Source organism: Escherichia sp. E2748, assembly GCF_005781125.1.
In the GTDB taxonomy this organism is placed as follows: domain Bacteria; phylum Pseudomonadota; class Gammaproteobacteria; order Enterobacterales; family Enterobacteriaceae; genus Escherichia.
On record NZ_VATP01000001.1, the window covers coordinates 122,223 to 137,682 of the forward strand.

Annotated in this window: 14 protein-coding genes; 3 read left to right on the forward strand and 11 right to left on the reverse strand. The window is 45.9% G+C overall.

Annotation, left to right across the window (positions count from 1 at the left end):
• Positions 1-10: 10 nt before the first annotated feature.
• Complete coding sequence (gene ptsP / locus FEK42_RS00585; protein WP_135492864.1) at positions 11-2,506, forward strand: phosphoenolpyruvate--protein phosphotransferase; 2,496 nt, start codon at positions 11-13, stop codon at positions 2,504-2,506.
• Between the two features lie 2 nt (positions 2,507-2,508).
• Here the strand turns inward: ptsP and FEK42_RS00590 are convergent, their stop codons facing one another.
• The 3 genes from FEK42_RS00590 to ypdA are packed head-to-tail and all read right to left on the reverse strand — an operon-like array spanning position 2,509 to position 5,825.
• Complete coding sequence (locus tag FEK42_RS00590; RefSeq protein WP_138211700.1) at positions 2,509-3,366, reverse strand: AraC family transcriptional regulator; 858 nt, start codon at positions 3,364-3,366, stop codon at positions 2,509-2,511.
• 12 nt (positions 3,367-3,378) lie between these two features.
• Positions 3,379-4,113: a two-component system response regulator YpdB gene (gene ypdB, locus FEK42_RS00595; RefSeq protein ID WP_130237839.1), complete on the reverse strand. Its 735-nt coding sequence runs from the start codon at positions 4,111-4,113 to the stop codon at positions 3,379-3,381.
• Between the two features lie 14 nt (positions 4,114-4,127).
• The gene (ypdA, locus tag FEK42_RS00600; protein ID WP_000544385.1) at positions 4,128-5,825 is read right to left on the reverse strand and encodes a two-component system sensor histidine kinase YpdA; all 1,698 of its coding nucleotides are present in this window, start codon (positions 5,823-5,825) and stop codon (positions 4,128-4,130) included.
• A 375-nt stretch (positions 5,826-6,200) separates the two neighbouring features.
• Here ypdA and alaC point away from each other — a divergent pair, with 375 nt between their 5' ends.
• Positions 6,201-7,439, forward strand: a complete 1,239-nt coding sequence (gene alaC, locus FEK42_RS00605) for an alanine transaminase (RefSeq protein ID WP_135492863.1) — start codon at positions 6,201-6,203, stop codon at positions 7,437-7,439.
• A gap of 64 nt (positions 7,440-7,503) precedes the next feature.
• Here alaC and ypdK read toward each other — a convergent pair whose 3' ends face one another.
• Positions 7,504-7,575, reverse strand: coding sequence for a membrane protein YpdK (ypdK, locus tag FEK42_RS00610; RefSeq protein ID WP_010723117.1), 72 nt, complete (start codon positions 7,573-7,575; stop codon positions 7,504-7,506).
• A 322-nt stretch (positions 7,576-7,897) separates the two neighbouring features.
• Complete coding sequence (gene lpxP, locus FEK42_RS00615) at positions 7,898-8,818, reverse strand: kdo(2)-lipid IV(A) palmitoleoyltransferase (protein ID WP_135410226.1); 921 nt, start codon at positions 8,816-8,818, stop codon at positions 7,898-7,900.
• A 351-nt stretch (positions 8,819-9,169) separates the two neighbouring features.
• Between lpxP and FEK42_RS00620 the strand changes: the two genes are divergently transcribed.
• Positions 9,170-9,412, forward strand: coding sequence for a YfdY family protein (locus FEK42_RS00620; RefSeq protein WP_130216891.1), 243 nt, complete (start codon positions 9,170-9,172; stop codon positions 9,410-9,412).
• A 932-nt stretch (positions 9,413-10,344) separates the two neighbouring features.
• Here FEK42_RS00620 and FEK42_RS00625 read toward each other — a convergent pair.
• From FEK42_RS00625 to FEK42_RS00650, 6 genes are read right to left on the reverse strand one after another with little or no spacing between them, the layout of a single operon-like run.
• A complete protein-coding gene (locus FEK42_RS00625) occupies positions 10,345-11,655 on the reverse strand; it encodes a hypothetical protein (protein ID WP_138211701.1) in 1,311 nt (436 codons plus the stop codon).
• Positions 11,652-12,470, reverse strand: a complete 819-nt coding sequence (locus FEK42_RS00630) for a glycosyltransferase family 2 protein (protein ID WP_135492862.1) — start codon at positions 12,468-12,470, stop codon at positions 11,652-11,654. The genes FEK42_RS00625 and FEK42_RS00630 overlap by 4 nt, the downstream gene beginning before the upstream one ends.
• Positions 12,471-12,475: 5 nt before the next feature.
• The gene (locus tag FEK42_RS00635) at positions 12,476-12,832 is read right to left on the reverse strand and encodes an EamA family transporter (protein ID WP_130207320.1); all 357 of its coding nucleotides are present in this window, start codon (positions 12,830-12,832) and stop codon (positions 12,476-12,478) included.
• Between the two features lie 14 nt (positions 12,833-12,846).
• Positions 12,847-13,662: a TIM barrel protein gene (locus tag FEK42_RS00640; protein ID WP_135492861.1), complete on the reverse strand. Its 816-nt coding sequence runs from the start codon at positions 13,660-13,662 to the stop codon at positions 12,847-12,849.
• 1 nt (position 13,663) lies between these two features.
• Positions 13,664-14,431: an NAD(P)-dependent oxidoreductase gene (locus tag FEK42_RS00645; protein ID WP_135492860.1), complete on the reverse strand. Its 768-nt coding sequence runs from the start codon at positions 14,429-14,431 to the stop codon at positions 13,664-13,666.
• A complete protein-coding gene (locus FEK42_RS00650) occupies positions 14,419-15,456 on the reverse strand; it encodes a glycosyl transferase family 2 (protein ID WP_135492859.1) in 1,038 nt (345 codons plus the stop codon). Before FEK42_RS00650 ends, FEK42_RS00645 begins: the two co-directional genes overlap by 13 nt.
• Positions 15,457-15,460 lie beyond the last annotated feature (4 nt).

The following is a 15,460-nucleotide window of genomic DNA, read 5'->3' on the forward strand; positions in this document are numbered from 1 at the left end:
CGGAGCGGTTATGCTAACAATTCAATTTCTCTGTCCTTTGCCTAACGGTCTTCATGCCCGTCCGGCGTGGGAACTTAAAGAACAGTGCAGCCAGTGGCAAAGCGAAATCACCTTCATCAACCATCGCCAGAACGCAAAGGCAGATGCGAAAAGCTCGTTGGCGCTGATTGGCACCGGCACCCTATTTAATGACAGTTGCAGCCTGAACATTAGCGGCTGCGATGAAGAGCAGGCGCGGCGCGTGCTGGAAGAGTACATCCTGGTTCGCTTTATCGACAGCGACAGCGTTCAGCCAACGCAGGCAGAACTGACGGCGCATCCGCTGCCGCGTTCATTAAGCCGCCTTAACCCGGATTTACTGTACGGCAACGTGCTGGCAAGCGGCGTCGGCGTGGGTACACTGACCCTGTTACAGAGCGACAGCCTCGACAGTTATCGGGCAATCCCCGCCAGTGTGCAAGACTCCACCTGGCTGGAACACAGCCTGGCAACGCTTGCCGAGCAACTGAACCAGCAGTTGCGCGAGCGTGACGGCGAAAGCAAAACCATCCTCAGCGCCCATTTGTCGCTGATTCAGGATGATGAATTTGCAGGGAATATCCGTCGCCTGATGGCAGAACAGCATCAGGGGCTGGGAGCGGCGATCATCAGCAATATGGAGCAGGTTTGCGCCAAACTTTCTGCCTCTGCCAGCGATTATCTGCGCGAGCGGGTCAGCGACATTCGTGATATCAGCGAACAGTTGCTGCATATTACCTGGCCGGAACTGAAGCCGCGTAATAATCTGGTGCTCGAAAAACCGACCATTCTGGTGGCCGAGGATTTAACCCCTAGCCAGTTTTTGAGCCTCGATTTAAAAAATCTTGCAGGCATGATTCTGGAGAAAACTGGGCGCACCTCGCATACTCTGATTCTGGCCCGCGCCTCGGCGATCCCGGTTTTGAGCGGCCTGCCGCTGGATGCGATTGCCCGTTATGCCGGACAACCGGCGGTGCTTGACGCCCAGTGCGGCGTGCTGGCGGTAAATCCTGATGACGCGGTGAGCGGTTATTATCAGGTTGCGCAGACGCTGGCGGATAAACGTCAGCAGCAACAGGCGCAGGCCGCCGCGCAGCTGGCCTATTCCCGTGATAACAAGCGTATTGATATTGCGGCGAATATTGGCACTGCTCTGGAAGCACCAGGCGCGTTTGCTAACGGCGCGGAAGGCGTCGGGCTGTTTCGTACCGAAATGCTCTATATGGATCGTGACAGCGCGCCGGACGAACAGGAGCAATTTGAAGCTTACCAGCAGGTATTACTGGCGGCGGGCGACAAACCGATTATCTTCCGCACGATGGACATCGGCGGTGATAAAAGCATTCCTTACCTCAACATTCCCCAGGAAGAGAACCCGTTCCTCGGCTATCGCGCGGTACGTATTTATCCGGAATTTGCTGGCCTGTTCCGCACTCAACTGCGGGCGATTTTGCGCGCTGCCAGTTTCGGCAACGCCCAGTTGATGATCCCGATGGTCCACAGCCTTGATCAGATCTTATGGGTGAAAGGTGAGATCCAGAAAGCGATCGTTGATCTTAAGCGCGATGGCCTGCGTCATGCAGAAACGATCCCGTTGGGGATCATGGTTGAGGTGCCGTCGGTATGTTACATCATCGATCACTTCTGCGATGAGGTCGATTTCTTCAGCATCGGCTCTAACGATATGACCCAGTATTTGTATGCGGTCGATCGTAATAACCCGAGGGTATCGCCGCTGTATAACCCGATCTCGCCATCGTTTCTGCGCATGTTGCAGCAGATAGTTACCACTGCGCATCAGCGGGGCAAATGGGTAGGTATTTGCGGTGAACTGGGCGGTGAAAGCCGTTATCTGCCGCTTCTGCTTGGGCTGGACCTGGACGAGTTAAGCATGAGTAGCCCACGAATTCCGGCGGTGAAAAGCCAGCTTCGTCAACTGGATAGCGAGGCGTGTCGGGAACTGGCGCGTCAGGCATGTGAATGCCGCAGCGCGCAGGAAATTGAAGCGTTACTCACCGCGTTTACGCCGGAAGAAGACGTTCGCCCACTGCTGTCGCTAGAGAATATCTTTGTTGATCAGGACTTTAGCAATAAAGAGCAGGCGATTCAGTTCCTGTGCGGTAACCTCGGCGTTAACGGGCGTACTGAGCATCCGTTCGAGCTGGAAGAAGATGTCTGGCAGCGAGAAGAGATTGTTACTACTGGCGTTGGTTTTGGTGTGGCAATCCCGCACACCAAATCGCAGTGGATCCGCCATTCCAGTATCAGCATTGCCCGACTGGTGAAACCGGTTGACTGGCAGTCAGAAATGGGCGAAGTCGAACTGGTGATCATGCTGACGCTGGGCGCTAACGAAGGGATGAATCATGTGAAAGTCTTCTCGCAGCTGGCGCGCAAACTGGTGAATAAAAACTTCCGCCAGTCGCTTTTCGCCGCAAGTGATGCGCAAAGCATCCTGACGCTGCTGGAAACGGAAATAACCTTCTAAACTTAGCCCTGAAAACGGGCGCTGTACTCTCCCGGCGTCAGGCCAAACTGACGCCGGAAGACGCGACAAAAATAGTCGCTATCCGGAAAGCCGCAACGCTGCGCCACTTCATGAATCGACAGATGATATTTCTGCAAAATCATCCTCGCTTTTGCCATTCGTACCCAGCGAACATACTCGATAAAACGCATCGTCCCATGCTGCGCAAACAGTTTTGACAGATGATTGGGCGTGATATTAAAAAATTGCGCCACGCTCTCGCGAGTGAGCGGCTGAGCGTAGTTATCCTGAACCCAGTTACAAATGCTGTGGTAGAGAAAATCGCCGCGCGGCTGCGAATTGCCCGGCGGCATATTCACCACGTTGCGGCAAAGGTGCAGCAAACTTAACACCAACGGTTGAATGATACTCTGCTCCAGCGGCGAACGGCTAAGATGGGTGAGGGCGGTAAGCATCGCTTCACCTTCACCGCGTTGCAGGCTGGGAAGCTGGATCTGGCGAGCAGGATGCAGTAACGACGTGGTGCGGCTATCGTAAAACGATAACCCCAGCCAGGTCGGCGCAAACACCAGGCTTAACAGCATTACCGGTTTGTGGTTGACCGGTAAATTAGCCGCGCGCGCCGGAATAAACAGCATTTCTCCTTCCACCATATGCTGCTGCTTTGCTTCCAGCAGATTGCCATATTCGCCGCGCAGCACAATATCCAGTCGGGGAAAATCAATACACAAACTGCCTACCGGCAGCGAGGCGGGCTGGCAGGCAAACCAGACGCGCCCAAGCAGTTGCGGGTTAAGCACCAGGCCGCTGAACAGATCGGCGAAAAATTGTTGATCGGCGGGCAAGCCTGCTGCTTTCATGAAAGTTCCCGATTACAGATGCATTAACTGGCGGAATTCTTTAACTTTGCTGCGGCTGACTGGCACTTCAAAATCCAGATCTTTCAGCCGCAGAATATAGGTATTATTAAACCACGGTTCTATCTCGCGGATTTTGTTCAGGTTGACGCAAAACGAGCGATGGCAGCGGAAAAAGTGCGACGACGGCAGTTTGCTGCAAAACTCGGTGATGTTCATTGGCATCACATAAGATTCACGCCGCGTATAGACAAAGGTCATTTTTTCGTGCGCTTCGGCGTAGTAGATATCATTGACCGGCGTCACGATGAGGCGTTCATCCTTCACCAGATTAATGGTGTCATTCTCACGCGTTAACGGCACGGCAGGCGTGCTGCTGGTTTGCTGTTGCTGCCAGGCGGCTTCCAGCTTTTGCAGCATCCCGGTAATCCGTGACTCCTGATACGGTTTGAGAATGTAGTCAAACGCCTCCAGTTCAAACGCTTCCACCGCATGTTCTTTCCACGCGGTGATAAACACAATAAACGGCTTATGGGCGAACTGGCTGATGTTTTGTGCCAGCAGCACGCCATCCAGCGACGGAATATTGATATCCAGAAAAATAGCGTCGACGCGGTTATGCTGCAAAAACTTCAACACGTCCAGACCGTCGTCAAAGGTGCCGACAATCTCCATCTGGCTGTGCTCTTTAATAAGCCAGCTAAGTTCCTGTTGTGCCAGGAATTCGTCTTCAACAATGATGACTTTCACAATATCACTCCGGCTCAAAGCAATAACGTAGCCTGTGAGGCGACAGGGGTGCGTTGGTTAGGAATGTAAAACGCAATTTCCGTTCCTGGTTCCAGGCGGCGGATATGCAGCCCCTCGCCATATAACAACTTCACGCGATGATGCACATTCAGCAGGCCGATTTTATTGCCCGGCATTTCATTCGCTTCGACCCGCTCAATCACCTTTGGATCGATGCCATGCCCGGTATCTCTTACCGCAATACGGACTCGATTACCGCACTCCGCAACGCTGATGGTGACAACACCTTTTCCCTTGCAAGGCTGAATACCGTGGACAATGGCGTTCTCCACCAACGGCTGGATAAGCAGGCTGGGAATGCAGCAATTCACCTCTTCATCAATATCATAGATAACCGTCAGCTTGTCGCCAAAGCGGGCCTGCTCAATGGCGATATAGTCTTTAATTTGGTACAGCTCTTTTTTGATATCAATTTGCTCATCGTCTTTTAATTCAATGTTATAGCGCAGATAGCGCGACAAATTAAAGATTAGCTGGCGAGCAGTGTCTGGATTCAGACGAATCGACGATGAAATAGCGTTCAGAGCGTTAAACAGAAAATGGGGATTAATTTTGCTTTGCAGGGCGCGAAGCTCTGCCTTATTTGCCATTTCCCGTAGCTGCTCGGCGCGAGAAACCTCCAGTTGGGTAGAGATGATTTGCGACAAACCGACCGCCATTTCCTGTAATGATGACGTAATCTGGTGCGCGTGGCAGTAGTAAATTTTCAGCGTTCCGGTCACAACGCCTTTCTCCCACAATGGGATCACCAGCATGGAATGAATCTCTGGTGTGCGGTGGGCTTCATCATTGTTTTTAATAATGATTTTCCCATAATTCATCGCCTGGCGGGTAGTCGGGCTAATGAAGTCATCGCCATTCTGATAGTTGTGTTCGCCCACGCCGACATACGCCAGCACATGATCGGTATTGGTGATTGCCACCGCGTCAGCGTGAATGTCATCGCGGATAATTTCGCAGACCTTGCGTAATGACTCGCTATTGACATGGCGAAACAGAGGCAGCGTTTTGTTGGCGATATCCAGCGCCAGCTTGGCCTGTCGCGCGGCGCTGGCCTCTTTTTCGCCCTCAACACTTTGTACCAGCAGCACAATAAAGCCGATACAGACACTGCCGAGGATCATCGGGATACCGATTTTGGAGACTATATCCAGCCCCAGCTCAGTGGTCGGCGCCCAGACAATCACCAGAATCATGGTCAACGTTTCACAGAGCATGCCGCCGAGAATACCGACGCGCCAACGCTGCGCTTTAGGGATTTTCAGGTTGATCCAGCCCGATATACAACCCGCCAGAATGCTGGTGATAAAGCAGGGGATCGCCGTCACACCGCCGATATCAATTAAATACCGGTGAATACCCGCAATCACGCCGGTAATGATGCCCACCCACGGGCCAAACAGAATCCCGCCGGACATCACCGCGATAATACGTACGTTCACCAGCGAGCCTTCTACGGGAACGCCGGACCAGGTGCTGAACAGGGCGAACAGCGAGAAAATGGCGGTAACGGCGAGCAACTCTTTTGGGGAGTGCGCCGACTTGTGCAACAGCTCGCGAAACAGGCGGATACGGATGAGAAAGAACAGGCAGATAAGCATTAACGCTGCCCGATCGAAGACCGCCAGCAGCATGTTGAATATTTCGTGCACGGGTGACTCTGAATAAGGATTAAACCTCTATGATAGGTAACCTGAAGGCTGATGACCAGCAGGCCGTTTTTGAGGAAAAACCACAATTTTAAAAGGGGATTGAAAGCTAAATGGTGTACTGGCAATGCATCTCTTGTCAGCATCAAGCCAATTAGTAAATTTATTGAAATTATATTGTTAATGTAATGGGTGATAATTTTCTTGTTGGCGAATCTGACTTTCCTGTTTTTAAGGTTTTGTTCCTCTTTTTTCGCATTAATAAAAATTTTCCAAAACGCTGGACAGACAGAAATTAATCAGGCTATTTTCAAAACAGCCACCATCGTGGCAGCGTCGCTCGGACGGTCCGGGCGCTAACGTTAATCTGAGGAAATTATGGCTGACACTCGCCCTGAACGTCGCTTTACGCGCATTGATCGTCTCCCGCCCTACGTTTTTAATATTACCGCTGAACTGAAAATGGCTGCGCGTCGGCGCGGCGAAGATATTATCGATTTCAGTATGGGCAACCCGGACGGCGCGACCCCGCCGCATATTGTCGAAAAATTATGTACAGTGGCGCAGCGCCCGGACACGCACGGTTACTCTACTTCACGCGGCATTCCGCGGTTACGTCGCGCGATTTCACGCTGGTATCAGGAACGTTACGACGTTGAAATCGACCCGGAATCAGAAGCCATCGTCACCATCGGTTCGAAAGAGGGGCTGGCGCACCTGATGCTGGCGACGCTGGATCACGGTGACACCGTGCTGGTGCCGAATCCAAGCTACCCCATTCATATTTATGGCGCGGTGATTGCTGGTGCTCAGGTACGTTCAGTGCCGCTGGTGGAAGGTGTCGATTTTTTCAACGAACTGGAACGCGCTATTCGTGAAAGTTATCCGAAACCGAAGATGATGATCCTTGGCTTCCCGTCAAACCCAACCGCGCAATGCGTAGAACTGGAGTTCTTCGAAAAAGTAGTGGCGCTGGCGAAACGCTACGATGTGCTGGTGGTCCATGACCTGGCCTATGCGGATATCGTCTACGATGGCTGGAAAGCGCCGTCAATCATGCAGGTGCCGGGCGCACGTGACGTAGCGGTCGAGTTCTTTACGCTGTCGAAAAGCTACAATATGGCGGGCTGGCGTATCGGCTTTATGGTCGGCAATAAAACACTGGTCAGCGCGTTGGCGCGTATTAAAAGCTATCACGATTACGGTACCTTTACACCGTTGCAGGTGGCGGCGATTGCGGCGCTGGAGGGCGATCAACAGTGCGTGCGCGACATTGCCGAACAGTACAAACGCCGCCGCGATGTGCTGGTAAAAGGGCTGCATGAAGCGGGCTGGATGGTTGAAATGCCGAAAGCCTCGATGTATGTCTGGGCGAAAATCCCGGAACCGTATGCGGCAATGGGCTCGCTGGAATTTGCCAAGAAGCTGCTTAACGAAGCGAAGGTTTGTGTCTCACCCGGCATCGGCTTTGGCGACTACGGCGACACGCATGTACGCTTTGCGCTGATTGAAAACCGCGACCGTATTCGTCAGGCGATTCGTGGGATTAAAGCGATGTTCCGCGCTGACGGCTTACTGCCCGTCGGCAGCAAACATATTCACGAAAACGCGGAATAAACACCATCGCCAGAAATGCAAACAGGAGCCTGATGGCTCCTGTTTTTCGTTTCGCAGTTAACTTTTAGATCATCAGGGCAAAAGTACCGGCCCAAACGATGACCATAAAAGAAATGCCCATAAAGAAATATTTCACTTTACATCTCTCCGCGTAATTACTGTTACGCCTGAATGACTTCATTACACCTGTTACAGTGAGCTGACACCCGCGGGCATCACCTCAGAATTCTGAGCATATTGGCTCGAGACGGCGCTAATGTACGCCTAAAACTAAATCGAAACAAGTGGCATTTTCTTATTTACTTTTAGTAACTTACGAGTGTCGCATATCGGCGACAGATTGATTTCTGGAAGTAATAATTCACGATTCAGCGAAGGGAAAAATCTTAAGAAAAAAGCCATAAAAACCATGGTGTTATTATGGCTTATCTGAAGAGGGAAAAAGCCTGGGTTATTTGTTAAACGTATAACGAGGCTTCACCCACCGGACGCGTTTTGAAGCGGCGATGGATCCAGAGATACTGCTCTGGTGCACGCATAATCTCTTTCTCAATAATTTTGTTCATATAGGCCGCGGCCTGAATTTCATCAGCCGGATAGCCTTCAATTTCTGGCGTAATAAACAGACGGTAACCGCTATAATCGGTTTTTCGTACCATCGTCACAGTTAGCATAGCTGCGCCAGAGAGGCGAGAGAGAACGTAGGTGCCATTGGTTGTAGCAACATTTTCTACCGCAAAGAATGGCGCGAAGGAGCTACCTTTACGACCATAATCCTGGTCAGGTGCAAACCATACGGCTTCACCTTTTTTCAGCGCACTGACAATGCCGCGCAGATTATTTCTACCGATCATCGCTTTATTGGAACGCATGCGACCACGGGTCTGTACCCATTCCATCAGTTGATTATTATGCGGACGGTAAGTTGCCATCATCGGTTGGCAAAGCCCCATTACGCGGCCACCCAACTCCAGCGACATAAAGTGCACACCGACAACCATCACGCCACGATTTTGCATTTGCGCACGTTGCAGGTTATCCAGCCCTTCGACATCAAACCATTTACGCACGCGAAGATCTGGCCAGAACCACGCCATTCCGGTTTCTACCAACGCCATTCCAAGCGAGCGAAAGTTGTCAGTAATCATCTTCTCGCGCTCTTCGGAGGAAAGCAGCGGGAAGCAAAGCTCAAGGTTTTTGCGGGCGATGGATTCGCGACGTTTCAAGAACGGTCTGGCCATTGTGCCGATACGCGTGCCAAGAAAGCACAGAACAGGGTAAGGAAGTTGTACCCAAAGCCAGAGTACGCCAAGACCAAACCACGTCAGCCAGTAGCGAGGATGCAGGAACTCGCGGGAAAATTTGCATTGTGGAAACATAGTTACCTTCTGTAGATACGAATTGTTGTATCGCAGAAGATTCCATGTCTACAGCGGTACACTCAATTGATTGGGCCATCATGTACGACAATGGTTCCTGTAAAGAGTGTAAAGACTAGTCAGGACATAACCACGAGGAGCATGAATGCGGTATTTCTATTTTATCACCAGCTGATTATTTTCAGCTACTGATTATTTATTACTCAAGTGAATATTTTTCAGTGATTTATAGTTATGTTGATAATATATTGTTTTTATTGATATTTTGCTGAAATTGCCAGTGGTTAAGAATTGTCTTACTATTGGAGTAATTGAAGTAACACGTTTTTTAGCACGGCAGGAGGTTGAGCTATGATTTATTTATGGATGTTTCTCGCCCTGTGTATCGTCTGCGTTAGCGGATATATCGGTCAGGTATTAAATGTAGTTTCTGCTGTCTCTTCATTTTTCGGTATGGTCATCCTTGCCGCACTCATTTATTACTCCACGATGTGGTTAACCAGTGGCAATGAGTTGGTCACGGGAATATTTATGTTTCTTGCACCAGCCTGCGGATTGATGATTCGCTTTATGGTGGGGTATGGAAGGCGGTAGTGGAGCGAAAATTTTAATGGCAGGTGTTCAGAGCATCAACTGAAGAGATTGTTCACCTGTGACCATCCATTTCGTGAATATATAATGCCACTTTAGAGCAATCGGCTGGAAATGACCGTTATTGTTGAGTTGGTGGCCGTTTTTACGTCATTTCCGATAAAAGGTCTTTGCGTAAAATTGTGTACAAACACGAAAAAAGAGAGTGTGAGAAATTCTGGGGCATTTCAGTAACTTGCAATCAGAAAGGAATGACGTATGTCCAGCCCTTCGATTTTGATAAAACCCTTAGGTGCTTCAGTTCGGAGCTAACGGATGAGGACGGCATTTTAGATCATTTAATCAAATAGTTAACCTCAGCTGCATTGACTGAGGAATTTGGCTCTCGTCTGGTTCAGTAGTTGGAAGCCAGGTCTAAAAACGGTTCCAGTAAAAAGATTATTAAAGCCACAACGGGCAGTTTCGAATGGACTACGGACTACGTCACGCGACTCTAATCGCTCGGTTGATTCCCAATTAGTGAAAAAGGCGCTAGACCACGTTCCCCTATAAGATCGAACGGATTATCATTCTCTTGTTGTGCCTGGGGTACGCTGCAGGATCTCTGTAGTGAGATTGAAGATTTATATGCTTTCAGCGTGCCCGCTATGACCATTATCGCCATGACAAATAAGGCCATTTCTGAGTTAAACCAGTGGCAACAACGTCCACTGGAAAAGTTCTATCGTCTGTCTGGATGCCATTCAATATAAAATACAGGAAGATGACCGTTATCATGACAAAGCAGTTAAGACGATACAAGAGCTGAATCTGGAAAGTAAAAAGAAGTTCTGAGTCTGTATCGGCTTAAAAAAGAATCGCTAGTTTCTGATCATTTGTATTAAGTGACTAGCAAAATTAAAGCCCCAGCTTCGGGGCATAAATCATGCAATACTTTAGTGGCAGTGAATTTCGCTAATTAAGTTTGTTGGAACAATCATAACCCAGTTTGCTGGTTTGATTTGTATGGCTGAATTTGCGTTATCAATTTTTTCAGCGTGACATATTGAATAATAAAAATGATCATTTAAAAAAATGTTTTTCTTCGCCATTTCACTTTCTGATATTATGTCTGCATTCACAAGATAAATACACAATAACACTCCGGAAATAAAATAAGATAAATAACTGATTGGTTTTGAGAAATTACATTGAGATAAACATGCTATGAACAATAAGATAGAGAGAAAGTTTGTTCCTACAAAATATCTATCGGGAAATGTGGTTTGATAGTTATTCAGGATATCGCTAAGACCGATTCTACCAAAAACAGTCGTAACAAGACAGATAAAAAGTGCGATCGCTAAAGTAAGCAAATGTTTTTTTATTATTATATTTTTAGTTTTTAAAATAATTGTTGTACAAAAGATAATATATGCAAATGATAGGGTTATCGATATTGAATCATTGAATTTTTCGTACCAAGGAAATATAAATGGATAAAGGAGTAGTCGAGCCGTTACCATTTCAATAATATTATTAGAATTATAGCCATAGTTACCAAGTCCACCAGAACCATTGAGTCGAGGAAGTATAAATAAAGCTAATATGACCATGGATATAGCTAAAGGTAGCATATCCTTAATTAAAATATATTTATTTTTAACATTCAACAACTTGACGGAATAATAAACCCCCACAATTATAAATACGACTGGGTTTGTTGCGGCAGTTAACCAGATCATTATGTCAATAATAATTTTAGCAATTTTTTTATTGACGTACTCTCTCTGTATAATAAGAGCGCTCGCTATAGCTGGCATATAAAAACCAATTTGTAGCAAATGACCGATATTTTCAAATTGAGAATGACCTAAAGGCAATAAGAGAGCTATGAAATATGCTAAAATAGAAAATAATGGATTGGATATTTTAATGATTAAACGAAAAGCCATAACGGCCATTAGGCTATAGAAAAAATACGATACTATAGCTAGGGATTGCGGAAGAAGTAATAATGGACTCCCGCTTATAATACTGCTGATTGATGTTGATACAAACAAAAAGAAAATATTAAAGAATACAAAATAATCTTCTCTGGCATTGATGAAGGTTTCTAGCCAACCATGATTCAATGCATTAGCAACCCATACACCATCTTCCGCATAAAGCCAGGGGTTGATGATTGGAGTTGTATAACGCATAGCCAAAATTATCATGCCAAATATTATTAAAATAATATAACTGCTGATGTTTATATTTCTCATTTTCCTTTTCTCTGATTATAAAATCCAAAACACGCTTTAAATAAGACAATCAATACGGAAAAATTTCCTTTGATTCCATTTATTTTTGTAGGTATTTCACCTTTAGGATAACGACGAATGGTCGGAATTTCTAAGCAACGATAACCAAGTTGTGGGACTCGGTATGAAAGATATGCCAGTAGTTCATAAGATGAGAAAATATCTCGGAACGGTGCAACACGCTCGTCAAGCAGCATTTTACTACTATAACCCCTAAATCCTTGAGTAGTATCTGTCCATTTAAATCCTGAAAAGAAACTAAGCATAGGCGCATGGATAAAACGTATTGCAATATCTCGGGTGAGAGGAGTATTTTCTGCTAAACCACCATTAAGGAAACGAGACGCCTGGACGAAATGTACACCATTTTTTAGAGCTGTGATAAATTGTGGAATAGCCACAGGATCATCTTTGTCATTTCCATCAATAGTCACAATGCCTTCATAACCTCGCTCAAGAGCAAAAGCATAGGCACATCTTAGCTGTGCGCTTAGCTTACCCGGTGCTGTTTTCAGTATTAGACCACGAACGTCTTTTTCCTGTAGGATATTGGGATTCAGAGAACCATCGGTGCTACCGCCATCAACAATAATTATATCCGCATAAGTTGATACATTTATGGCAGCCATTCTTGCTAATAGGTTATGTATACGATTGCCTTCGTTAATTACGGGGATAACGACGCAATAATTGTGTTTTTTACCAAGCCACATTTGGTTTTCGTAGGCTGGGACTTGCCATTTGGCGCGAAGTGTTTGAGATATGAATTCAGTCATAATGTTTACTTAACTTTAAGGGTAATAAGGGCGACACCACTCATCACCAACAGAATTCCAGTAATGGTAGACCAGTAAACTGGTTCGCGGAAAATAATGACAGAGAATAATGCGACACAGGCAATTGCACCAGAGGTCAGTATTGGGTGTGCTACATTCAAAGGTAAAAATGCCAGTGCAACAGCATATAACAAAAAGGCAATTCCATATAGAAATATCCCTAACCATAATGGCCAATTTGCAAGCGCGGCAAGAGGTTCAGCCAAACTTGGGAGCCTTCTGGGAGGGGTTATTGCTAATTTTATAAGAACACTGGCCGAGGCATTAGAAAATATGCCAAGAATTAAAATGAGCCACTTCATGCTATTCCCCCTTTCTACTGGCGATAATGAGAAATTGCGAAATCAAGAGCATCCTCAATAGAGGAAAGCGAATGTTTATTTTGGGGATCGAGCATTTCGATTGTTGCAATAGAGTTCGGTAATGCGTGATAGAGAGCATTAGCAATATGTGTATGGTTCGCACCACTACAGCCTAAAGGAACCAGATCTGGTTCACTGAGATGAATATGACCTATAATGTCAACGTCTTGCTGAAGGATATCATTAATATTTTCTTTGTTAATTATGATGGCACCAGTATCCAGCTGCATTTTAATTGCTGGGTGATTTACTTGCCGAACAACAAAAGCAGTTTCAGCACTGTCAATCATAAAGTTCGCCCCGTAACAGACTGGGTTAGGTTCAAGGCAAAAATAAACACCTTCTTGCCGCGCAATATCACCAAGATGATTAAAGAAATTTATTGCAGTTTCAAGAGTGATACTATCAGATAATCCCTTTCGGTCGCGGTTTTTAGGTGATCCAAACACTAATGCTGGAATTCCTAAACCAGCAGCAATACGACTGATAGCCTGTAAGTGAACCAACATTTTTTTTTGTACTTCGTTGGTTGAAAAAAGATTTAACCCTTGGGTTCCAAATAATAATGATTGCATACCAACTAATGAAATTCCATTGTCATGCCAGTAATTACGAACGGCAAATATTTCGCGTTCACTAGCATCTAACGGATTGGGGAAGTATTTCCCAGGGACAATATCTATTGCATCAATCTGTCTGGAATGTAGTAGGTGACAGATAGAATCATCATTGGTTATACTCCAGGCCAAACCTGAGAGTGAAAGTCTCATTTTAATTACTGCCTATTTCAGATTGTGCATAAGCGCGTATTGCCATCAATGATTCACGACGGTTATACTGATAGTCATGATCGTTAGTAAATAGGTGGCTATGGCAACTTTTCATATCGTAATATCCAGGTTTATCCTGAATGTGATTGCAAAACTCGAAGCCAAAACTATGTTGTGCTATATCAGCGACGCTTATTGGCGCCGCAGTAAAATGTACCAGTGATAATTTATGTTGTAGCGCAATGTTAATGTCATACCACAAGTTGATCATCGGATAAAATTGAAAAACACTACGACTTTCAATTTGTAAAATATTATTTTTATGCAAAAAATCATAGATAATGTTTTTTTTGAGACCTGGCCCAACGAGGCCTGGTAATCGTATAATTAGATTGTCAGGGAATTGTTTGCTAACAAATTGTTCTAAATAATATCTGTGTGCACCATAAGCATGTAATCCTTCTGTTTCGATTGATGTAGTCTCATCAACATTAACTGGATCTTTAAAAACATCCACAGTACTAATCAAAATAAATTTTTGACAAGATATGGTTTTTAATTTTTCAATTAGGTCATTGATTTTTTTTATGTCGTCGGCAGGGGCTTTATTTGCAAGCCATTTTTGTGCAGGGGCACCGGCACAAACTACAGTATCAAATGTTTTTCCAACAATTTCGTCGATGTTGGTTGAGCGATATAGTGCATCGAAACGACGTTGTCTTAATAAAGTTGTACCGACAAAACCGGTATATCCAATCAATGCGTCCATTCTTCCCCCATAGCCTGTGGTGTTAAACCATCACGACCAGTTTGTACATAATTAGACTCTAGTGGCAGAGAAGTGTGCATAACATTAAACCTATCGGTATTAACCATGACTTCACTTGTTCGTTCATAAACCACTGCATACTCTGCCTGTGAGTTGCTTTCATCCAGCAGGCGTCCCAAATACTCGCCAAAAAAAGCCATCATGACGAACTGAATTATAAATAATGAAGTTACAACTAATATAGACGTTGTCCAGCCCTCAACAACAAGCCCACTAAACAGATGGATCAACACGCTATAACAAGCAAATAGAAAACCTGCAAGACTTCCGCCGAAACCGAGAATAGACATCCAACGTAGCGGCTTCGTGGAGTTAAATATTACCAGGTGCATCAATCGATGCAATGATTTTACTACCCCGGCGCCCTCTGATTGTTTTAGGGGTTTGTAGATGAGGGCTTCGGCTGGATAGCCGGTTTTGTGAATACGAAGATAGAATTGGCGGTGAAATCGACCGATTCGAGTAACGGCATTTACAGCGCGACGGCTTAAACAACGTAACCCCGTTGAGTTAGAAGGAATCTCATAATCTATGGTGCGCAATGCAACATTCATGAGTCGACGAAGTATCCGATAACGTAGTGAACGAACGCTATTCGAGACACCAATTACGACATCGGCACCTTCACGACATTTGTTAACACTTTGAGGTACGACTTCTACCGGATCGGCCAGTGGATTCCATAAAACAACAAAATCACCAATAGCACTTTCTAATCCAGCCGCTAACGCAACATCATGAAATACGGGAGTGGATAGCTGGATTATTCGTACACAAGGAATATCCTTCAAAACACGATCTTCTACCTGTGCACTAGTATTGTCTAACCCCGGTGCTATAACGACTAATTCGTAATCACTGTATAGCGTATCCAGAAGTGAGGCTAGTTTAGATAAAGGAGTATAGATATCATTCAAGTGGTCTGGAATGACAATAACGACTGATACAAAAGATTCACTTTTCATTTTT